This window comes from Hymenobacter profundi, assembly GCF_019334315.1.
GTDB lineage: Bacteria > Bacteroidota > Bacteroidia > Cytophagales > Hymenobacteraceae > Hymenobacter > Hymenobacter profundi.
This window is the reverse complement of record NZ_JAHWGL010000009.1, coordinates 1-19,928: the sequence shown is the minus strand read 5'-3', so window position 1 is coordinate 19,928 and position 19,928 is coordinate 1. Positions and strand designations below refer to the sequence as shown.

The following is a 19,928-nucleotide window of genomic DNA, read 5'->3' as shown; positions in this document are numbered from 1 at the left end:
TTATCTGACACTCTGTTGACAACAGCGAATCACGAATCGTGCGCAAATGCGCATTCAGGTAGTTTTTAGCGCACTTATCATAATAACACTTAGGGCAGAAATGAAATACTATTTTATCAGAATCTGATAAATTTCGCTCCTTATTCCTACTGTTATGACGCACAACCTAATGCGGGAAATCACCCCGCTGACGCAAAACGACTGCTTTACCTTGTTTACGCGGGTGAAGAAAGAGTTTAATTTTCCGCTGCACTACCATGAGGAGTACGAGCTCAACCTAATCCTGAATGCGCCCGGTGCCCGCCGCATCGTGGGCGACCATATTGAGGATATCGACGACTTGGAGTTGGTTTTAGTAGGCCCCAACCTAAATCACGCCTGGTTTACGTACCAGTGTCAGAGCGAGGAAATCAAAGAAGTGACCATCCAGTTTCACAAAGATTTGCTGGACGACAAGTTTCTGCGCCGTAATCAGCTCCACTTCATTCAGAAAATGTTCGAGAATGCGCAGCGCGGCGTTCTGTTCTCGCGCGAAACGGCGGAGCGCCTGCGCGGGCGCATTCTGTCCCTGGAACACAAAACAGGCTTCGACTCGGTACTGGAGCTATTGTCTATTCTGCACGATTTGTCAGCCTCGCGCAACATGCGCATCCTCTCCGACGCCTCCTTCACCAATGAGCAGTTCCACTACAACAGCCGCCGCATTGAGAAGGTGTTCGAGTACATGAACGCCCACTACAACCGCCAGATTACGCTGGCAGAGGTAGCCAAAATTGCCAACATGCCGGAAGTATCCTTCAGTCGCTTCATGAAAAAGCGCACCGGCACTACCTTCATCGACAGCCTCAACGAAATCCGGCTGGGGCATGCCTCCCGCATGCTCATTGACACCACGCATAGCGTGGCCGAAGTGGCGTACAAGTGCGGTTTCAACAACATTTCCAACTTCAACCGAATCTTCAAAAAACGCAAGAGCTGCACACCCAAGGAGTTTCGCCAGAACTTCTCGGGTACGCGAATTTTTATTTAAAATACTATTTACCAATTATTTAGTAACAAAATAAACGATAATAAATTAATGAAGTGGCTAGCTAAGCCGGACACTGCTAAGCTGTAGTGTACAGATGAATTTCCAACTAGTAAGTGTGTACCTAGCGGAGGCAGAAAAGCTAGTACGACGCATTGACATCTGTTAACTTTATCCTGCTAGAAGAATCGTTTAAAAGTAGCTCGAATACAGTCCTATTAGATAGCATACTCAGCGCCAACCCGTCTGAAGATTACAACCAGACTAGGATGTGCTGGCTATGGCAGACAGAATCGGTTCCGCTACGTTGTGGCATGCTCTCTTTATAGTGAATAAGAAGCTGAAGCTACGTCATTAGGGTAAGCGAGAATTCTCGTGAGCCAATCATGAATCAGCAATACATAGCCAAAAAGTGCTTTTTTAGTCACGTAGCGCCTATCTGTAACCACCAGTTGCTTTCTTGAATAGGAGCCTATGAGCCTATACTGAGCCCACTAAGTGATATGCCGTGCCAGTGCCCCGGGTACCGGTTTTCTGTAGATAGCCTGTTTTCTCTAATTCCGTTAGGTAGCGTGTGGCGGTTGGCTTGCTCAGACCGGTGAGCTGTTGTACCAGCGAGTTTGTCAGTACCCCGTGCTCCTGCACGTAGAGTACCAGCGGAATCAACTCCGGGCGCAGACCCTGCGTGCGCAGATAGGCTTCCGTGTAACGGACAAATTCCACCACCATGCCCGATGTTTCGAAATAGTAGCGGGGCGCGGGCAGTTGCCGCACCCGACACTCATGAATCATCTTCAGCGTGCCGCGCCCCCAGGATTCAATATAACCTGCTCGAAACAGCGTGTTGGCGACATCCGGGTTGAAGGGCTTGGAGGGGTGCTGGTGCCGCAGATTCTCCACCGTCCAGCTATCGGGTAAGTGCCCCTCGTTCCAGAACACGATGCGGTCCTCATGCACGCGGATCTGCACGGGCGTCCCCCCGCTATAATCTTTGTGAGCCAGGGCATTGAGCAAAGCTTCGCGTAGCGCAGCTTCCGGAAACGTATACTCTTCGATGCGGTTAGCGCCTTCGTAGCGAATGTGCGCTTTGCCATACTTAGTGCGTAGCAACTCCAAGGTCCGCTCGATCTGTTGCAGCAAGGGGCCATGCACTTCGTCCTGGTAGCTTAAGTCCTCCTCGGTGGTGAAGTAGCCAATCTTTACCTAAGCCCCAGTAATGTATTTCTCCGGCCGGGGGTGGAACAAGAGCACGGCGGCCCGCTTCAGGTACTCGCCCTCTAGTAGGTGTAGGTTTTCCAGCAGCGCCTCAATGCTATCCTCTAGCACCTGTGCGTCCACCCGCCCGCTGCGGGCAGCGCGCTGGCGGAACAACGCTAGCGCCTCGGGGGCCAAGTCTGCCAGCGTGATACCGGGCACGGGCACTCCATCCCAATGTTTACCTTGCTTACGTAGTAGAAACTTGTCGAGGGCCGCGCCTCTTAGCTCCTGCTTGGTACTGCTTGGTACTGCTGCTACGGTAGTGGTACTGGCCTTTGTAGCTGATCGGATACGGGTACGCCTCCACGACAATTTCCAAATAGTTCCGCTCCTCTTCCTGGCGGCTCTGTGCACATCCACGAGAATGCCGAGCAGGTCACGAACCTAATTCGGTATTTCTTCCAGCAGCTGGCGGCTGTTCTTGATACCCACCACCTGGCCCTCGTCATTCACCCCGATCAGAAGCGTGCCGCCTTGCGCATTGGCAAAGCCGCAAAGCCACTTGATATACTCGTCGCGCCACGACTCTTTCCATTCAGTATTTTGACTTTCGTGGGTAATAGGCAGCATGCGGACGGGGGTAACAGCAGAAAAATGATGCCGTCAAATGTAGGCGTTAAACAGGCGAGCTACTAAAAAATGGCTGGTTCCGTTACGTGGCTGCTATCGTAACCTTATATTCCTGTTCAGGGTAGCACAAACGTACGAACCTGAATCCCTGGTTGGGCTGTGGTCCAAAATTTTTTGCTGTCTTGTCCGTCCCGCTAAACGGACGTGGCTGTTGCAGAAGGCCTATCCTTTTCCCTTGCCTAGTCCGTAGAGAGTGGATGCAAGGCAAGAAGCAGTTTCTCGACAAAGAGGTGGCTCGCTTTCGGCTCTCCGAGCGCGTTCCGTCGTATAATCTCTACCGCCGGCTGGCCGAGGTGGTGGACTGGTCGTTTCTCTACGAGCAGACCCAAGACCTCTATAGTCACACCGGGCAGCCCTCGCTCGACCCGGTGGTTTTCTTCAAGCTCGTGCTCGTGGGCCGGCTGGAAAACCTGGTTAGCGACCGCCGCCTGATCGAGCACTGTGCCCTACGGCTCGACATCCTCTTCTTTCTGGGCTACGAGGTCGATGAGAACTTACCGTGGCACTCGACGGTGAGCCGCACCCGCCAGCTCATCCCAGCCACTGTCTTTGAGCACCTGTTCGACCACGTGTTTGCCCAGTGCGTGGCCCGCGGCTTGGTGAGCGGAGACACACAGGCCGTCGATTCGGCCCCCGTGAAGGCCAACGCGTCACTGGACCGCCTCCAAGAAAAGCAACCGCCGGTCCCTGTGGCGTCCGAGCCGGTAGAGAGGGCATCCCTGGGGGCCACCCCAAAGCCGCCGCACCCCAGCGCGGTGTTATCAGCCCCAGCCCATCGCTTGCGGCGGGAGGCTGCGCGCCGTGCCCGTCGCCACGTTACTACCAGTAGCCCGTTAGGGGCGCAACACGCGCAGGCGCAGCTGGTGAGCAATAAAACGCATTACAGTCCCACCGATCCCGAGGCCCGTATCTCCGTCAAGCCGGGTAAAGCGCGGGCCCTGAATTACCTGTGTTCGTTGGCTGTGGACACCGCCCGGGGCGTGATCAGTCAGGTGCAAGCGGATTTCGCCGACAGCCGCGACAGTGTGCACTTGCCCGGCATCGTGCAGGGGCTGCAACAGCGCTTAGGCGCCAACGGGTTGTACTTACAGGCTGTGCTGGCCGATGCCGGCTACTCCAATGGCGTGAATTATGCGCTGCTCGAGCAACAAGGTATTACCCCGTGGATCCCCGTGTTCGGCAAGTACAAACCCATCATCGAGGGCTTTCCCTATGATCCGCAGACGGATCAGTTTACCTGTCCGGCGGGCGAGACGCTACCCTTCAAGACGTACGATACGAATGCCGACGGCGGGTTGCAGAAGATCTACCGCGCACCCTATCAAGCCTGCCAGCACTGCCCGCGCAAAGGGGCGTGTGCCCCCAAGAGCAAATGCCGCCAGATTACGCGCACGGCCTACGACGCGCACTATCGACGGGCCCTGCAACGACAGCAGAGCCAGCTAGGCCAGCAGATGCGCCTGCGGCGACAAAGCACGGTGGAACCCGTGTTTGGCAGCCTGTTACACCAGTACGGTCTGCGCCGGCTCAACACGCGTGGTCGCGCCAGTGCCCACAAGACGATGCTGCTGGCGGCGATGGCCTACAATCTGAAAAAGCTCCTGAAGTATCAGCCGAAGCAGCTCCTAGGCGTGGCAGTAGCCCTACCCAGGCCTCCTATACCTTGTCCGATTTGCCTGTTCCAGCGAGGCAAAAGGAGCCGCCAACTGACAAACAGACTTAGTGGTCGCGAAAGTACCTAGCAGCGCTTGAGTTCTGCAACAGCCACGGACGTTTTCACGAGATGCCCACTGCCGCCGATCCGGTAGCAGCCTATCTGCTTGGTTTTGTCTCGTTTCCTGTTCCCAGCAATCAACGGCTCGCTATCTTCGTGCGCCCTGACTTTCTGAGAACATACCGATGATTTTTGGCTACGCCCGCGTGAGTACCGCTGGCCAGCAGTTATACCTGCAGACCGATGCCTTGCAGGCCTACGGCTGCGCTGAAATAGCCCAGGAGAAAGTGTCCTCTGTGAAAGAGCGGCCGGCACTGCAACACCTGCTCACGCGGCTACGCGCGGGCGATACGCTCGTGGTGTGGAAACTCGACCGACTGGGGCGCTCGCTCAAAGACTTGGTGACCTTGGTGACGGGTTTGCAGGAGCGCGGGGTGCAGTTCATCAGTCTGCAAGACCACCTAGACACAACCACTGCCCAGGGCCGACTTCTATTCAATCTGTTTGCTTCCTTAGCCGAGTTTGAACGGGACTTAATCCGCGAGCGCACCAAGGCCGGACTCACCGCGGCCCGCGCCCGGGGTCGGCAGGGTGGTCGGCCCAAGGGCCTGTCGAAAGAAGCGCTGTCGAAAGCGCAGGCCGCTCGAACCCTATACTTGCAACAAGACAAGACGGTGGCGGAAATCGGGCAGTTGCTGGGTGTAGGCCGCGCCACGATTTACCGCTACCTCCTCCTCTTAGACGTACCTACAGGCAGCAGTGCCAGACCCCACCAAGGCGTCACGCTTCCAGCTGCTGATGAACGCGAACAATAAATCTTGGGTACAAGCTAAGTCTGTTCAGCACTTCCCGACTTTTAGTTATTCGAGCGCACGCACTCAGATTCAACTCCCTTCCTGTATTTCGCAGGGCAGTGGGGCTGAATGTTTGTAGTCGATTTTTTTGTGTAATCAGTGGAGGGAAGACTTGCTATTCACTAGCTTCATTCAACAATAATCTCGCGAACCATTCGTGCTCGTATGAGAATAAGGCATACGGCCTATTTCGGCCCTACCGCTGTGTAATTGTACCTTTTAACATTATGACTGTTTATCTGAATTGGTAATAGCCGGATCATCTACTAAGTCTCGTACCTCTAATTCTAGTGCTCGGCTTAGGGAGATGAGCAGGTCCAACGTTGGAGCCAGTTGCACAAGTTCGATACGCTTGATGGTGGACTGCTCCACGTTAGCAATGTCCGCCAGTTTCTGCTGCGAGTAGCCATGTTGCTTGCGTAGATAGCGCAACCTCTCAGAGAAAGCCTTCAAGCCAGCAGGATTTTTCACGAGGCAAGCTGCTGCCTGTAGCCATAAAATTTAAGGGTGTATACGCCCTTAAATTTTTTTTATTTCTTAATTTGCGTGTGCCTATTCGCAATAAGTGCCAACGTCGGCTCAAGATTGACTTTGGGCGAGCATCAGTTAGTCGAGTTAAGAATTGCTTTCTTCTGCATGTCACTCATAAACCAGCTAGACTCATATGGTCGTCAACTAGCACGTGCGCTTATGCTCACCAACTACATGAATTACTTTTAGAAAAGGTTCTCCCCCCTACCCTTCTTTTCCCTGCCTATGTCATCCTCTTTTGAACACCTACCGCCATACCAAAGTGTTCCATACCATCTGGCTTCCCAAGCCCTACAAGCGGCGGCGGTAAGCATTGTTCAGAATGTGTTCCAGCAGGACTTTCCTACCTTAACTTCTCGCCAGTGGCCACATGTGGTAGCCACTTGTTATCCGGTATTAGAGGTAGGTGAGTCAAATGTGGAGATTAGAAAAGAGGATTTATCCCGTTTAACTACCTATCTATATGTAATGCATACCAACGTTGCTTCCCCCCTCAGCCTAGCCTATTGCCCTGTCGCTCATAAGCTGAATGGCGTTTTCAAACGAGCTAGCCGAGCTTTGACGCAAGGGTCAGCGTTACCAGCCAGCCAACAGCACGAAGCAATTGAGTTATATCGTTTCGCGCTGGAAGGAATGATTAGTGGTGACGCAGTAGCCGACAACATTTGCCTAGCCTTTGCTTTCCGAGACCCCAACTGGGCGCCACCCCGTCGGGTCTATGTACAATCGATTGCTATGGAGGCAGTAGAGCCTACTGTCTCCGTAGCATCACCGTCGCGCAATCAACGTTCCATCCAAGAACTACCTGAACAATGGGATCATTTACAAGCTTGGTTTAAACAGACCAATGACTCAGCCCGTCCCTGGAGCGTGTCCGGAATTGCTCGGCAGTTGAAACTGACTCAGCCGCTCGTGCGAGCTTTGCTTCTAGCCCCGAAGGGTACCCCGGGATTCAGTCGCACGGCGTTTACAAAGGTTCGATTGCGGCGCCTTCAACGCTATTTCAAACCATATGGCTATAAGATTTCATAAGTCCATGCATTAGATGCGACAGCAAACGTAATGGCCAAGTAGCGCTGACGCTTTCTTATCCATTAGGTAGCAGTATTCCCTATGACAATGCGCAGGCCGAAGCTGGCTGGAGCACGCTCAAAACGGAATTACTGCCCTTGCGAGCGCCTTTTGCCTCGCTCGAAGAGGCTCGCCTGGAAGTAGCCTACTACCTCGATACGTACTTCAATCTCGACCGCAGACACTCCGCTCTGGGCTACCGCTTACCCCACCAATTTGAACTCGACTACCAGCAAATCCTATCTTACTTTTCTGAGCAAGCTTTCTACCTAGTCATACATTGGAGTTGTAAATCGTTTCCGATACGGTCAGTTCAACTCACTACATCGGTATAATTTGAGACCCTGGTTGGGTTTCAGACTGTATTGGCTTGGCTACGCAATTTTTGTTACTGCTTGATCACCCAGCTTTTGCCTTCCTGATCTTTGCGCAAGACGAATCCCTGACTCAGATACACGCGTTGCAAGTGCTCTTCGAATGTGGCGTCAGCAGTCTTATTTTTCTTTACGAGAGTCTGATACACAGGCTCTAGATCGCTCACCTGGAAGCGTACTGCATCTACCTTTTCCACAACTGCTACCTGCCGGACCTTGTGGCGTTCTTGGGCCTGCTGATATTCGGTGACCAGATGACGTTTCGTGATGGCGGTGAAAACAGAACCAGCCAAGCTCTTGACTTTGCCCAGCCGGTGCTTTTCACGCTGCGCCTTCACCACAAAAACTACGTATTCTGGCTCTATTGCGCCCTGTTCTACTAGGCTCACAATCGTAGCCAAACTGCTTGGGGCCAGTCCAACCTGATGCAGTACCTCCTGCCAACCGGCCAGAGCTGGAGGCAGCGGTTCCACTAGCAAGGGCATTTGCTTGAAGATAAACCGAATCTGAAACACGCTCTTTCCTTGCCGGATAAGCTCGTATTCAAACGGCAGATCTGTCTGGCTCAGTTCGATCTGGGCTTTGTCCAAAACCCGCAGCCGAAACAGTGGAAACTGCTTGTATTGCCCATCAAGGTTCAACAAGCCCTTCAGTTCCTCCACGCTCATAACGCGGTTACCGAACGTGGAATATTCTTTCAGCAGCCAGTAAATCCGGTACGAGTGGGGACTTTTCAGCTTGAGCAGCTGCACCACCTGGGCCTTGGTGAAGTTGCGGTGCAATTGCAGTAGATACGGCATCACCTCGTCGTTGAAACGTACCCGCAGGGCCCCCTCCTCTCCGCGGTATTTGGCGTAGGCCATTAGCGGAATCTTATCGAAGTCGGGCGCGTTGCGCCGCTCTTTGCGCTGGGTCAGGGTAGGGCGCTCAATATGCAAAATACGGCTAACCAGTTGGTCGCACATGCTGGCTACCTGCTGGTAGTCCTTACTGCTTGGCCGCCGCCCCGACAAGGCCACAATTTCGGTGAGCGGAATGCACATCTCCCGAAACTCGCTGTCGTCGCGTCCAATGCGGGAAAGCATGGCCATAAACAGGCGCATCTCCACGGTGCTAAGATCGAAGCGAGCATTTACCAGCGCATTGTGCTGAACTACAATTTTGCCGCTAGGCTCTTCGGAAGGGGTAGAGTCGAACAGAACAGTTTGCATTGTCAAGCGCTAAGTAAGCGAGCGAAAGATGCAAAACGTTTGCATCTATTACAACTCTTATCAGCTGTAATACATGGAAGCTGTAGCAGCGGGTCTATTTTTCATTCGCTATTCGTGCTTTTGTAATAGCAAACGTTGTTCACACCTACCCTACTACCCCCGTTTCGTGCTTTTGTAATAGGTTGTCGTGGTTTTTGTAATAGATTGTCGTGGTTTTTGTAATAGATTGTCGTGGTTTTTGTAATAGCTGGTTCGTGGTTTTTGTAATAGATTGTCGTGGTTTTTGTAATAGATTGTCGTGGTTTTTGTAATAGATGAGGCCTATAAATTATTGTATAACAAATAGTTACAATCCCTGTAAACCTTATAAACCTTATAAATAAGGAACAACCTTTTTAAAAGGTGAAAGAGGTCGTTTTTTAAATTTGAAAAGGGTAAGGCCCCTAACATCAGGCAACAAGGCGTTGGCGGGACCATCGACGGTTTAGGTTTATTGCGTCGCGCGGCCGTCGTGGTTTTTGTAATAGATGCTTTTTCGGTATCCGTCAGATTCCTGAGGGTACATGCAAACCAACTATTTAATTATCAGATGTTTGTGTCTTTATCAAATATTGCGTCGAGCTCTTCTCTAAGCTGGTATCTATTACAAAAACCACGACGCAACCCCCTCCCCTACCCTCCCAGCATGGAGTAGGCGGGGGCACCTATTACAAAAACCACGATGGAAACCCGTTGGCCTTGCAATTTCCTACGAGTTGCGGCAACGTAGCGGTCGTGGGGCGGGGGTTGTCGTGGTTTTTGTAATAGGTGTTTTGGGCAGCAGGTGCTTGCTGGCAGATCAGGAGGCGCCGCTTGGCTTGCTGATACGTTAGCGCCGGAGCTTCTTTAAATCGAGGCGGTGCTTTTCCTCCTCCGGCAACGTCCGGTTGGCTTCCGGCAGGTTATCCAGATAATCGCTCAGGGCCTTATCAGTGGCCTTCTTAATCATGAACCCAGGCTTCCAGAACTCTGCCTGCTTCAGGCGCAGGAAAGTGCTTTTGCGGATCAATGTGGTGAAAGACACCTCCATCAGCTCGTCGTCGTCGTCGTTTGATGGGGCTGGTGGCACCGGGGTAGGCTCTGGCGCAACCGGAGGAGCCTTTGGACTAGGTTGCGAGACGGTAGCCGCAGGGGGCAATTGGAGGCCATATAGTAACGCATCCGTTTGTTGCAGAGGAGCTGGCGACTGTAGGTTACGCCCAAAATCAGGTTTCTGCTTTTTCATAACCGGGTCAGGATTTCAGCGGTAAGGTTTTCGTAGTCGGTGGCGCCATTGCTGTCTGGTGCCCAGGAATGGATACTTTCCTTCTGAATCTGAGCTTCCGCCAACGCTACGTTCTCACGGATTGTCGTTTGCATCACCAGTTGGCTCAGTACCCCATCTTCCTTCATCAGGCGCACAATGTCGTGGTGTAGCTTGCGCCGGTAGGTAGGCGAGTACTTTGTAAAGAACACCCCCCCTACCTTCAGGTTTGGGTTGAAGTGCTTCCGCACGCGGGCACAGGCATCAAGCAAGGTGGTGAGACCCTCGAAACCGTAGTATTCCGGCTGACTGGGAATAAATACCGACTGGCTGGCTACCAATGCCGCATACGTCAGGGCCGACAGGCTGGGGGGCGTGTCTAGCAGGCAAAAGTCGAACTGGTCGGCCAAGGGTTCTAATGCTTCCCGCAGTAACATCTCGTAGCCCAGTTGGGTAGCAATCAGCTTTTCCAGGTAGTGCAGATGTGGGGTGGCATTAACCAGCCATAGGTTTGGTTCTACCACGCGCATCACCTCTGCTAGCGTCTTTTCGCCCTGCAACACCTGGCCCACGTGTGCTTCCCCATCGGGCGCAAACGACATGGTCAAGTTGCACTGCGCATCGCAGTCAATCAGTAAGACTTTCTTCCCCATGCGCGCTAGGGTTTGTCCCACATTCAAATTGGATGTGGTCTTACCAACGCCCCCCTTGTGATTAGCAAATGTGATGGTATACATACTGCGTCTTTATGATAATGTTGGCAATGATACGCATTATTGTAATAGCAACAATGGTGTGCATTATTACAATATGTAACATTATAGTAATTTTTATAATTATGAAAATTACTATAACTGTAGTTTTATCTTAATCTAAACTTGGATACATAAATATTTACGTATCAGCACAAAATATTTAAATAATGATAATAGTTATTATAATTATGATCATTTCAACAATTATTGCCATTGTAAGGTATAATCATCATTGTCACAAAGATGATATAATAGCGTGGCTTTATCATTACCATAATTATGACAATTATGAAAACAGCTTGTATATGTTGATGTACATTAAGCTGAGATACATATCCATTAGAAATTTCAAAATGTATCTTGGCACAAGCGGATAGCTTGTTCGAAAGATTAGCTTGACGAGAGTATTAGCCCTGCCACCCGTTGGCGCAATCAGAAGGAGGAGCTAGGCATTTCAATTCACGCAAAATAGCATGGGGTATATGGCACACAGCATCGGGAGTCGGCAGGTGAGCGGGTTGATCTTTCTGCTACTTGTGTTTAGCTCTTACGTTCTCCAACCTCCTGCTTTTGCTTTTTGGTCACCGCAAAGGCGGGGCTTTGTAGTGAAGAGCGCGAGCAAAGACAGCAGCCGGCGCTAGGAAAACCCGGTCATTCCCGGCGATTTTGCCGATCCTTCTGCTATCCGGAAGGGGAGAGTGTACTACGCCACAGGGACTTCATCGGAGTGGGCGCCGCATTTTCCTTTATTTCAATCCACCGATTTGCTCCACTGGCAGCCCATGGGCTATGTGTTGCCACAAACGCCGGCCTGGGCCGCTTCTTCTTTCTGGGCACCCGAGTTGTTTTACCGAAACGGCACCTACTATGTGTACTATGTGGCCCGCAAAAAGAGTAATGGCGTCTCCTGCATTGGTGTGGCTACGGCCCAAGACCCAGCGAAAGGTTTCGCCGACCACGGCATTTTTCTGGAGTTTGGGAAGGAGGCCATCGACCCTTTTGTGCTGGAAGACAACGGCCAGTTGTACATCACCTAGAAAGCCTACGGGCTGGACCAACGGCCCATTGAATTACTTGGCAGTCGGTTGTCCGACGATGGAGTACGGGTGGTAGGGGAGCCCTTTACCCTTCTTCGCGACGATGAAAAAAAAGGCTTAGAAGGACAGTGCGTGGTGAAGCGGGGAGGCTACTACTACTTGTTTTACTCCCTGGGGAACTGCTGCGGCCGCGAGTGTACCTACCAAGTGCAGGTGGCCCGGTCGGCTACGTTGCGGGGACCCTATACGCGGTATGCCAACAATCCTATTCTGGCTGAAACGGAGGCGTGGAAGTGTGCTGGCCATGGCACGCTGGTGACGTCCGCCCACGGCAAGGATTTTTTCCTGTACCACGCCTACAGCAAAACGGCCGACGTGTATACCGGCCGCCAAGGGATGTTGGCTGCGGTCGAATGGAATAAAGCAACAGGCTGGCCTACCCTGCACCCAGAAGGGGATAAGGCAGCGCCGGTGCAAGATTTTCGGGATGATTTTTCCGCAGGCTCGCTCTCGAATGCGTGGCAATGGGATTTCCGCCATAGTCAGCCCACGTGGCAAATAAAGCAGGGGACGCTGTTGTTGGCTGGCTCGGTAGGGGCAGATAACCTAGCCGGTACTGCACTTACAGTTCGCCCGCTAATGGGCACCTACACCGTAACCACAGAGGTAGCAAAGCACAATGCGACGCTGAAGAGCCTAGTGCTGTATGGAGATGCTAGCCAGGCAGTAGGCGTAGGGGTACGAAACGACACGGTGGAAGTATGGGCAGTGAAAGACAAAAAAAGAACGGTGCTGCAAGCCGTTGCCATCAAGGCCCAGCAGCCCGTGCAGATGAAAATGACCGTAGAGCAGGGGAGTAAGTGCCGGTTTTTCTGGCTCAACAGTAATTCTTGGATAGAGGTGAAGACAGGCGGTACGTACTATAAGGCCGACTTCCTACCTCCCTGGGACCGTAGCCCCCGCCCAGGCTTGCTCCACCAAGGGGCCACAACTGATCCGGCTACATTCAACTCTTTTGCGATTTCTTACTAGTAGGTGATTGTAGGGGTTGAGGTAGCGTGGCCAACGGATAGGCATTTGGCACCATGTGCTGAAATTGCTTTAGGTCGGTACAATCTTCAGCGCGTAGGTAATAGCATTAGGCTTTTGCGTGGGTAGCACCACGGCCAGCCCACCTTTGGTATGCTTGACTGGAGCTTGCTCGTTGTGCCCTGTAGGTCTACGCGGTTGATGTTGCGGCTTGCCTACGGTGCGTCTTGAGTAGGAAGCGCCTGGTGGCCGTGGGTGGGTTACCCAGGGCTATGGGGTAGAGCCTACGGTCATTCAGATATTTGCGGCTTTGAAGGGTTTACTCTCGTTGAAGCTTTACGTGTTGAGGGTCGCCATGCTTTCTTTGGACGGGCCATCCCTAAAGATTTTCTAGTGGCGGATGCCGTAAATGGTCTTGCTGTTCACGTGCATCTAGATAGTAATACTTTCCACTACGACTTGTTCTTGTTAAAGCGGAGAAGAGGAGAGCAGAGTGGTAAGAGGAGTGAACCAATAGAACTAAATGATCAGCGCAGTCTACTCTGGGAGCAAAGAGAGGGATATCTCCAGGACTTTCGAATTGCGCAGTTTCTTCAGGTATGTGATAGTGGCTGCCTCAACAATTTCCTGCGGGGTGTTGGGGGCATTGGGAAAGTCCTCCAGCATGATGGCGGCTACTCGAAGAGCTCGTTCGCTGGATTGGGTGAGCGAAAACTTTAGTTTCCCTAACGCAGGCTTTGTGGACTTATTAGTCTTGTGGGTCTTCTTACCAGAACTACGGGACGTGTTAGGAATGGTAGCTGCTGACGCATTAGTAACTGTGTTTTTGGATTCATCTGAAACAGTTGTAGTTGTATTCGAGTGCTGCTCATCAATTGCCATTGATAGTGAGTTGAAGTTTTGGTGAAGAATGGAAAATATAGAAGTATATGGTCGTAAGTAGGTAGCTAACTTCTGTAGCATCAAGGAAAGTTAATAATTGGTACAAATAGAAGAAAGAATAAAATGAGTGATTTTGTTAGAAATCACATATGATTGTAATGAGGGGATAATCAAAGTGAAATATAAAGCACAAAATAGTATTTATTAGTGTTTGAGCACAAGCCGCATATGTACTAATATATACCTGTTATAGAAATAAGAGAATAGTATATCTTCAAGTGAAATGTAGAACCAGTGGCAGCTTCTGCCGCTACAGAAACTTAAAGTTTCAAAAAAGTAGCTGAAACTAGAAAATAGTGGGCTATAGATTTTTGCAGAAATCGTCAGATAGTATAAAAAATCGATTTCTCCACTTTATGAATCTCTCGAATTTCCCCTCTGAGTGATTTTAACCCTTTGAGCGACTTGCTGCAATTTGCTTCAACCCGGTATTATGCGAACGATAAGGTTTCGTCGTGTTGGTCATAAGACCAGAATTGCTCACGGGAGTACTGTTGACTGATTTGCGGAATGGCAGATAATGTGGTCACCAGTGCGAAGTCGCAAAACGCTGATTCGTTAAAAACCGAAAATCGAAGCAAAATGCGGAAGTTGTTGAAAGCGGGGAAACGCAAGCCAGGGTCTACTGGCCAGCAACATGAAAAGTAGCAGCTGAGCATATGTAGGTAAATCTGCTGGAGCAGCATAATTACTACACGCATCGATTTCTTCAACTAGCCAGGTAGGGCATTCTCACAGATCGTGCTGAGGAGGCTAGTTGCGTATGATCTGTAGGCTGTTAGGATCAGCAACAGTAACAAGTTGCTCAGGCCACGATGATGCAGCAGAAGCCAAAAAAGCAAATCTGTAGGTCAGAGCAAATTTGGTACTCAACCAAGCTGATGCCAGAAGTGCAGATTTTACGATAGGCCCATAAGCGCAATACATCGAGCGGAAGTAGTCTAACAGCTTTGAGCTAGTATACTCATCCAATGAAGGTGAACATAGGTTCAAATAGTAGCGCTTTGTCAAGTTGGCGTAAAACGCGAAAATATCAAAACGTAGGAAAGAGATATTTTATAAAATATGATCAAAACTGTAAAATGCAAAATTGTGTATTTTACAGTTTTGATCAAAATGAGGAAAAGCGCTAATTTCTCGAAAATGGCTATTGAGCAATAGTGACTGTTTTGAGCAGAATGTATGCTCCTCCGTTTGCGGAGGTACTGACCACATTTCATGGGTGAACTATGGACGTTGCATACGTCAACATCTGGCCCAGCAAGTGCAACTTGGGGTTGCCTTTTGAATGAATTGAGGCGATTACTCAGAAAGTGGATTGCCCAACTATGGACACTTCATACGTCAACTATAGCTATTTCATACGGTAACATCCAACGCAAATAGACCAATACAGGGCTTGCAAGCGGTTTTGCAAAACTCGTGAGTCTGAGCAACTGGCAAAATCTGATGAAACTATCGCTACCAGTGAAACAGGCGAAACAATAACGACCCCAAAAGCAACGATTCATCCGAAACAGCAATTCCCCGAATTCAGCCAGTGTCAGCAGGCGTAAGTATACGACAGTAGCCCCTAGCCAAAAGCCGCCTGAATAGGCGCTAACGATTAGTTAGCAAAAGGGGCATCACATACTCCAAGCTAAAGCGTTGGTAGTAAGTGATTTAGGGCAAAAATCAGAGATTTTCTGACACCAACAGATAGTTAAATAATTGATAATCAACGTTTTGATCGGTGTAGCATCCCCTCTTTTAGACAATATTTACCCTCGTAATTATTGATATTAAAATTAATAGCTTACTTTTCAAACACAATTTATTAGAAATCAGCCGCATTAGCGGTAACACCAATCAGCTTTATGAGTGAGCAGAGCCGAACTACCTCACCAACTGAAAAGAAGCGCAAACGCTGTGCTTCTAGTGCCCGCCGCCAAGTCTATTTAGCCTATGAGGCACATGCTATGCTGTTGCCAGCCGCCGAAAGGGCAGAGATAACAGCCTCCGAATATGCGTCTGCTGCCGTCAGCTTTTTTGCCGAGCGCGGCCTAAATCCAGTGACTGACCGGGAGCGGGAGGGCCTAGTTATTCAAGCAAAAATTCATGACTTGGAGAAGGTCGTGGCGACCCTAAGCAATCGTCTTTTTGGCTGGCTCACCCAGCATGAAATGAACTTGAACCGGGACTTGTTCGGCTACTTACGCGGGCATGAAAAGACTCTGTTCAGCTACCTACAACAGCAGGAGCAGAACGTCCACGAACACCTCAGTGACCAAGAAGAAATGTTCCTGATGCCCTTGATACAAGAGGCAATGCTGACTAATGTGGAGGCCTTGTATGGCCGGCGATTAGGGGAACAATTGATGCTCACAGCCTTGAATCGGGCGGATGAGTTCCCAGCTAAGCACCGTGAATTTAACAGCCGACGGGATGAGGATGTCAAAAAGAAAGTCGATCAATTCGTAACGAATTTAGTCCCACCCCTTCGGCCGGAGCCTTCGTTGCCGCCCTTAACAGCCATACCTAACCGAGCGGAAAAGTCTACTCCGGCGCCTGCCAACTCAGTGAGTGACGGTTTGCCGGAGTACTTCTAAATCTTCGTTTATTGACCATGTATATCAAGATTATTAATCCGGCAACGACGGCCAGCACGCCTATACTAATCGAGGAAGTGCCCGCCAAGCAACTAATTATCTGGAGGGAGAAGCGAAAAAGCAGGGGCAGAATGCCACGTTTTTTCACTCGGAGCGAGAAGGAATAAGTGGGGAGGAGGCAGTACACCTACTCGATTCCAACCGGAAAGGCTTGCGGAAAGACGAGGCGAAATTCTTCTCCCTGGTCATCAGCCCGAGTGAGAAAGAGTTGAATCACATTAGCAATGATCCGATGAAACTGAAAGCATATACGGCCCACGTGATGCAGGAGTATGCAGCGAACTTTCGCATGAAGTCAGGTCAGCCGCTCGGGGAAAAAGACCTAGTGTGGGTGGCTACCAAGCACGAAGAACGCAAACATCGGGGCCACGATGGCGCCCCCAGTGGCCAGTTGAAAGAGGGCTTACAGACCCACATCCACGTGATGGTTTCAGCCCATAATAAGCAGCAAAAGATCACCCTAAACCCCCTCGGACAAGCCGCTCGGTTTAATCGAGTGGGTTTCTATGCCAAGAGCAATGTCGCGTTTGAACAGGTGTTCGGCCCCCTGCAACAGGACCGAACGCAACGGCGTGACGCAGCGAATAGCTGGGCTGATAAGCAGGCACAAAGCCAGCAAACGCGTCGCCGGACAACGCAAACGGCCGAGGAAATAGCCGACTCTATTCGCCGCCGCGCCGCCGTAAAAGACGGCCGTGCACAACGTCCGAAGCGTGCTTATGTGAATTGTCGATTCTATGAACCAGCCGATGAGAAGCGGGATAGACAGCTATTCGCCCAAGTGGACCGCGCCAATAAAGCACGGTCAGTCGATCAACAACTGGAACATAATAAGGTGTTGGAAGCAGCCCGTAGACTCGATTACAGCAAAGCATTCTATGGCCGGTTAGGGCAATTGGAGCGGGAGGCGAAGCAACAGCACTACCATGATTTGCCATATAAATTCTTACGTACGGGCAAAGATCCCAAGATGGCAGCTCATACGATTGCCGCCCAGATGAAGCAAGATAAACGGCTATTGGAGCAGGTAGAAAGGCTAAATACAAAGCTGCCGAAGAATGGGAAGTTAGACCCCTCTATTGTGTTACAAGTAGCCCGGGAGGAGGACTACAGCAAGGCTTTTTATAGGCGGTTAGGGAGAATAGGCCGGCAAGCAAACACGGCGAAAGTAGTGCGAGAACCCTATGAATTCCTGCGCACAGGAAGGATACAGCGAATAGAGAATACGCTGCCGCCAGACCAACTTGATAGAACAAATACAACCAATAATCGGACTGGCCAATCAGGGCAACTGTCACCTGCCTACAACCGTGCTGGTAGTAGAACAGCCCGCAAGCATACCCCTTCTGTTAGCCGTAATACAGCGGGTTTAGGACGTGATCTTGGGTGGGCGATGGAGACGGAAGGTTACACCCAGAATATTCGTGGTGATGAGGAACGCGATTGAATTTGATAGCGTAATTAAAGTTTTAGTAGCTTGCGGGCATATGACAAGCAGACTCTTGCCGCTACTTCTCCCGCTTACGGCCACGCGGGAGATTCCACTTAACTGGCCCTTGTAGAATAGTGGAGGCCCGATTCGGCTCATTGCGTTGATGCTATTGCTGGTATGTAGCCACCCCGACCAGCAACTACCTTCTTTTTTCATCTCCGGCCGTCACTGACGCTGGCTTATCACCGCCTTCAACATGAACTACAATGATGGTACGGGCGAAGTGCCACTCAATAAACTGGGGATAATTGACTCGGAAGTGCTCTGGGCAGCCCAGCAAGTGACCACCGCATTTCGCGCAGGAGAGATGCGGGAAAAGTTAATGGTGATTCGAGGCCGTTTCGACACACTGCATTTTTGTCAGATTCATGCCTTTGTGTTACAAGACCTCTACTCCTGGGCCGGCCAGACTCGGCACGAGGTGAAATCGAATAGAGGGCCGGCTATTTTCGATTACCCGCAACGAATAACTGGTCCGGATACCTTCCCCTTTGCAGCGGCCACGACGGTCCACCACGAACTGGATAGGATCAGCGTCGCGTGGAAACAGGAAAACGGGCTGCGGGGGCTGGCGCAAGACGAGTTTGTGCAGCGTCTAGCCACGTACTGCGATCATTATGACCATGTAGCGCCCTTCCAGGCAGGTAATGCAGCCGTGCTACTGCTGGTGATCGAACAGTTGGCGCAACACGCTGGGTATACCGTACAGTTCGCCGAGACGGTAGTAGACCAAGCCGGCGTGAATAGTTGGCTTACGTCGATGAAAGATAGGAACGACTGGGCCCAGGTCTTAGCCTCCGTGACGACGCCGGCCCCTGGTCTCGAGGCAGAGATAGCGCGTCGCCCCAGCTTGCGGGAAGAACCGGTGCTCGTACCCCGGGTGCGTCATCAGCTTGCTGACAGCTGGGAACTAAAGCAGGTGGGTGCTTTCTTCTCCTAGTGTTCTCATTCCTACCGGTCGCGTACCATATGCCGCTCTGGGAGCAAATGATGGGATAGATGAGCGTGGCCCAGTTGGCAGGATTGGGGGCCTTTTCAGTCGTTGTTTCGCAGACCCACTCCCTTTTTGACCCTGTATACAGTACCTTGCGGCGTTCCTCTCTCTTCTTCGCCTTGCATGCCCACCGCCCGTACTATCTACGAACAGCCTGAAGCCTGGGAGCATCTGCAAGCGTGGTTTGAGCGCACCAATGATCCGCTGCAGCCCTGGAATGTGTCAGCCATCAGCCGCCAGGTGCGCATGCCGCAAGCCGTAGTGCGTTCTCTGCTCACCGCCCCGAAGGGGTCCTCGCCTGGCCTAAGCCGCGTGGCCTTCACGGTGGCACGGTTGCGCGTGTTCCAGCGCCTATTTCGCCGCTATGGCTACCGGACGCAGATTTCGGAACGGCTGCACCCCACGACAGGGGCCTGCCGGGCAGTACCGGTCCTAGCGGGTGTACAGTTGCAGCCTTATGCCTATGCGTGAGTAGCCTACGGGTTAAATCAGTAGGCACTAGCTGCTAGCCAACGCTGGTCCTCCACTCCTTACTTGATTTGTGCTACCCAACGGGACGGTGCAAGGCTGCATCATGGAAGTGTGCGGTGGCCTCGTGCCTCCTGACCCAACGGGGGCTAGGATGGCGGGAGCGCTATCTTAATCCCGTAATGTTTCCTCGCGATGGATCGTCGAGTAGGAGGTTATTTGCCGGGCCACCACGATGTTTCTCGGCTGCTGCGTAGACTCATCAGACCATCTATTTCCTTCATGCAGATTCGCCGCCTATCACTTGCTGTTGCGCTACGGCTACGTGGACGTGGACAGGATTGGTCGACGATACATGCGAGCGTAACCTATAAGTATTACTAGTTATCTCACGAAGTCAATGGGGGTGAAGTCTGCGAGTTGTTGATTAGTGAGAACAGGGAATGAGAAAATCGGCAATATCTTTCGGGGGTGCTAAGCAGTTAAGGCAAGCGTCTTGTAAAAAGGTCCGTATGTTGAGACGCCACGCCCGCAATGTGTCGTCCTGAAATAAGTTGACCGTTTGAAGTTAGTCCGCCACTGCGTTGACCGCTTTTTGGGTAATCCTAAGAT

Annotated in this window: 17 protein-coding genes and 2 pseudogenes; 11 read left to right on the top strand and 8 right to left on the bottom strand. The window is 51.3% G+C overall.

Features of this window, described 5'->3' with window-relative positions; all coding sequences use genetic code 11:
- Positions 1 to 154: 154 nt before the first annotated feature.
- The gene (locus KYK14_RS04105; RefSeq protein ID WP_219157078.1) at positions 155 to 1,030 is read left to right on the top strand and encodes a helix-turn-helix domain-containing protein; all 876 of its coding nucleotides are present in this window, start codon (positions 155 to 157) and stop codon (positions 1,028 to 1,030) included.
- 477 nt (positions 1,031 to 1,507) lie between these two features.
- Here KYK14_RS04105 and KYK14_RS22075 read toward each other — a convergent pair whose 3' ends face one another.
- From KYK14_RS22075 to KYK14_RS22065, 3 genes are all read right to left on the bottom strand, one after another.
- Positions 1,508 to 2,167 (bottom strand): ATP-binding protein, encoded by a 660-nt coding sequence (locus tag KYK14_RS22075; RefSeq protein ID WP_246601670.1) that lies wholly within the window; start codon positions 2,165 to 2,167, stop codon positions 1,508 to 1,510.
- A gap of 63 nt (positions 2,168 to 2,230) precedes the next feature.
- Complete coding sequence (locus KYK14_RS22070; RefSeq protein ID WP_246601669.1) at positions 2,231 to 2,596, bottom strand: hypothetical protein; 366 nt, start codon at positions 2,594 to 2,596, stop codon at positions 2,231 to 2,233.
- Positions 2,597 to 2,668: 72 nt separating this feature from the next.
- Positions 2,669 to 2,854, bottom strand: a complete 186-nt coding sequence (locus tag KYK14_RS22065) for an AlbA family DNA-binding domain-containing protein (protein WP_246601668.1) — start codon at positions 2,852 to 2,854, stop codon at positions 2,669 to 2,671.
- Positions 2,855 to 3,111: 257 nt separating this feature from the next.
- Between KYK14_RS22065 and KYK14_RS04095 the strand changes: the two genes are divergently transcribed.
- Positions 3,112 to 4,656 carry an IS1182 family transposase gene (locus KYK14_RS04095; RefSeq protein WP_187320686.1) on the top strand — a complete coding sequence of 515 codons (1,545 nt, stop codon included), beginning with the start codon at positions 3,112 to 3,114 and terminating at the stop codon, positions 4,654 to 4,656.
- 157 nt (positions 4,657 to 4,813) lie between these two features.
- Positions 4,814 to 5,443 (top strand): recombinase family protein, encoded by a 630-nt coding sequence (locus KYK14_RS04090; RefSeq protein ID WP_219157075.1) that lies wholly within the window; start codon positions 4,814 to 4,816, stop codon positions 5,441 to 5,443.
- A gap of 264 nt (positions 5,444 to 5,707) precedes the next feature.
- Here the strand turns inward: KYK14_RS04090 and KYK14_RS04085 are convergent, their stop codons facing one another.
- The gene (locus tag KYK14_RS04085) at positions 5,708 to 5,953 is read right to left on the bottom strand and encodes a helix-turn-helix domain-containing protein (RefSeq protein WP_219157072.1); all 246 of its coding nucleotides are present in this window, start codon (positions 5,951 to 5,953) and stop codon (positions 5,708 to 5,710) included.
- A gap of 285 nt (positions 5,954 to 6,238) precedes the next feature.
- Here KYK14_RS04085 and KYK14_RS04080 point away from each other — a divergent pair, with 285 nt between their 5' ends.
- Both KYK14_RS04080 and KYK14_RS22540 read left to right on the top strand, forming a co-directional pair.
- Complete coding sequence (locus KYK14_RS04080; RefSeq protein ID WP_219157069.1) at positions 6,239 to 7,045, top strand: hypothetical protein; 807 nt, start codon at positions 6,239 to 6,241, stop codon at positions 7,043 to 7,045.
- Positions 7,042 to 7,419, top strand: a complete 378-nt coding sequence (locus KYK14_RS22540; protein ID WP_219157243.1) for an integrase core domain-containing protein — start codon at positions 7,042 to 7,044, stop codon at positions 7,417 to 7,419. The genes KYK14_RS04080 and KYK14_RS22540 overlap by 4 nt, the downstream gene beginning before the upstream one ends.
- 53 nt (positions 7,420 to 7,472) lie before the next feature.
- On the opposite strand, the gene KYK14_RS04070 is transcribed toward KYK14_RS22540, so the two are convergent.
- From KYK14_RS04070 to KYK14_RS04060, 3 genes are all read right to left on the bottom strand, one after another.
- Complete coding sequence (locus KYK14_RS04070; RefSeq protein WP_219157066.1) at positions 7,473 to 8,669, bottom strand: replication initiation protein; 1,197 nt, start codon at positions 8,667 to 8,669, stop codon at positions 7,473 to 7,475.
- A gap of 868 nt (positions 8,670 to 9,537) precedes the next feature.
- Positions 9,538 to 9,933 (bottom strand): hypothetical protein, encoded by a 396-nt coding sequence (locus tag KYK14_RS04065; protein WP_219157063.1) that lies wholly within the window; start codon positions 9,931 to 9,933, stop codon positions 9,538 to 9,540.
- The gene (locus KYK14_RS04060) at positions 9,930 to 10,688 is read right to left on the bottom strand and encodes a ParA family protein (RefSeq protein WP_219157061.1); all 759 of its coding nucleotides are present in this window, start codon (positions 10,686 to 10,688) and stop codon (positions 9,930 to 9,932) included. Before KYK14_RS04060 ends, KYK14_RS04065 begins: the two co-directional genes overlap by 4 nt.
- Before the next feature lie 671 nt (positions 10,689 to 11,359).
- Between KYK14_RS04060 and KYK14_RS22405 the strand changes: the two are divergent.
- Positions 11,360 to 12,169: pseudogene (locus KYK14_RS22405) on the top strand (glycoside hydrolase family 43 protein); the annotation flags it as partial.
- A 45-nt stretch (positions 12,170 to 12,214) separates the two neighbouring features.
- Positions 12,215 to 12,775, top strand: coding sequence for a beta-xylosidase family glycoside hydrolase (locus KYK14_RS22400; RefSeq protein ID WP_343217053.1), 561 nt, complete (start codon positions 12,215 to 12,217; stop codon positions 12,773 to 12,775).
- A gap of 534 nt (positions 12,776 to 13,309) precedes the next feature.
- Here the strand turns inward: KYK14_RS22400 and KYK14_RS04045 are convergent.
- On the bottom strand, positions 13,310 to 13,654 hold the full coding sequence (locus KYK14_RS04045; RefSeq protein ID WP_219157058.1) for a hypothetical protein: 345 nt from the start codon (positions 13,652 to 13,654) through the stop codon (positions 13,310 to 13,312).
- A 1,916-nt stretch (positions 13,655 to 15,570) separates the two neighbouring features.
- On the opposite strand from KYK14_RS04045, the gene KYK14_RS04040 reads away from it, so the two are divergent.
- From KYK14_RS04040 to KYK14_RS04025, 4 genes and pseudogenes are all read left to right on the top strand, one after another.
- A complete protein-coding gene (locus KYK14_RS04040; protein WP_219157056.1) occupies positions 15,571 to 16,302 on the top strand; it encodes a hypothetical protein in 732 nt (243 codons plus the stop codon).
- Between the two features lie 64 nt (positions 16,303 to 16,366).
- Positions 16,367 to 17,809, top strand: a pseudogene (locus KYK14_RS04035) (DUF5712 family protein); the annotation flags it as partial.
- A 421-nt stretch (positions 17,810 to 18,230) separates the two neighbouring features.
- Positions 18,231 to 18,794 (top strand): hypothetical protein, encoded by a 564-nt coding sequence (locus tag KYK14_RS04030; protein WP_219157054.1) that lies wholly within the window; start codon positions 18,231 to 18,233, stop codon positions 18,792 to 18,794.
- Positions 18,795 to 18,971: 177 nt separating this feature from the next.
- Positions 18,972 to 19,319: a hypothetical protein gene (locus KYK14_RS04025; RefSeq protein ID WP_219157052.1), complete on the top strand. Its 348-nt coding sequence runs from the start codon at positions 18,972 to 18,974 to the stop codon at positions 19,317 to 19,319.
- Positions 19,320 to 19,928: the final 609 nt, after the last annotated feature.

Excerpts from the sequence above, each read along its gene's own strand:
- KYK14_RS04080 (WP_219157069.1), top strand. The coding sequence starts at position 6,239 with ATGTCATCCTCTTTTGAACACCTACCGCCATACCAAAGTGTTCCATAC.
- KYK14_RS04060 (WP_219157061.1), bottom strand. The coding sequence starts at position 10,688 with ATGTATACCATCACATTTGCTAATCACAAGGGGGGCGTTGGTAAGACC.
- KYK14_RS04045 (WP_219157058.1), bottom strand. The coding sequence starts at position 13,654 with ATGGCAATTGATGAGCAGCACTCGAATACAACTACAACTGTTTCAGAT.
- KYK14_RS22065 (WP_246601668.1), bottom strand. The coding sequence starts at position 2,854 with ATGCTGCCTATTACCCACGAAAGTCAAAATACTGAATGGAAAGAGTCG.
- KYK14_RS04105 (WP_219157078.1), top strand. The coding sequence starts at position 155 with ATGACGCACAACCTAATGCGGGAAATCACCCCGCTGACGCAAAACGAC.
- KYK14_RS04095 (WP_187320686.1), top strand. The coding sequence starts at position 3,112 with ATGCAAGGCAAGAAGCAGTTTCTCGACAAAGAGGTGGCTCGCTTTCGG.
- KYK14_RS04025 (WP_219157052.1), top strand. The coding sequence starts at position 18,972 with ATGCCCACCGCCCGTACTATCTACGAACAGCCTGAAGCCTGGGAGCAT.
- KYK14_RS04090 (WP_219157075.1), top strand. The coding sequence starts at position 4,814 with ATGATTTTTGGCTACGCCCGCGTGAGTACCGCTGGCCAGCAGTTATAC.
- KYK14_RS04065 (WP_219157063.1), bottom strand. The coding sequence starts at position 9,933 with ATGAAAAAGCAGAAACCTGATTTTGGGCGTAACCTACAGTCGCCAGCT.
- KYK14_RS04070 (WP_219157066.1), bottom strand. The coding sequence starts at position 8,669 with ATGCAAACTGTTCTGTTCGACTCTACCCCTTCCGAAGAGCCTAGCGGC.
- KYK14_RS04040 (WP_219157056.1), top strand. The coding sequence starts at position 15,571 with ATGAGTGAGCAGAGCCGAACTACCTCACCAACTGAAAAGAAGCGCAAA.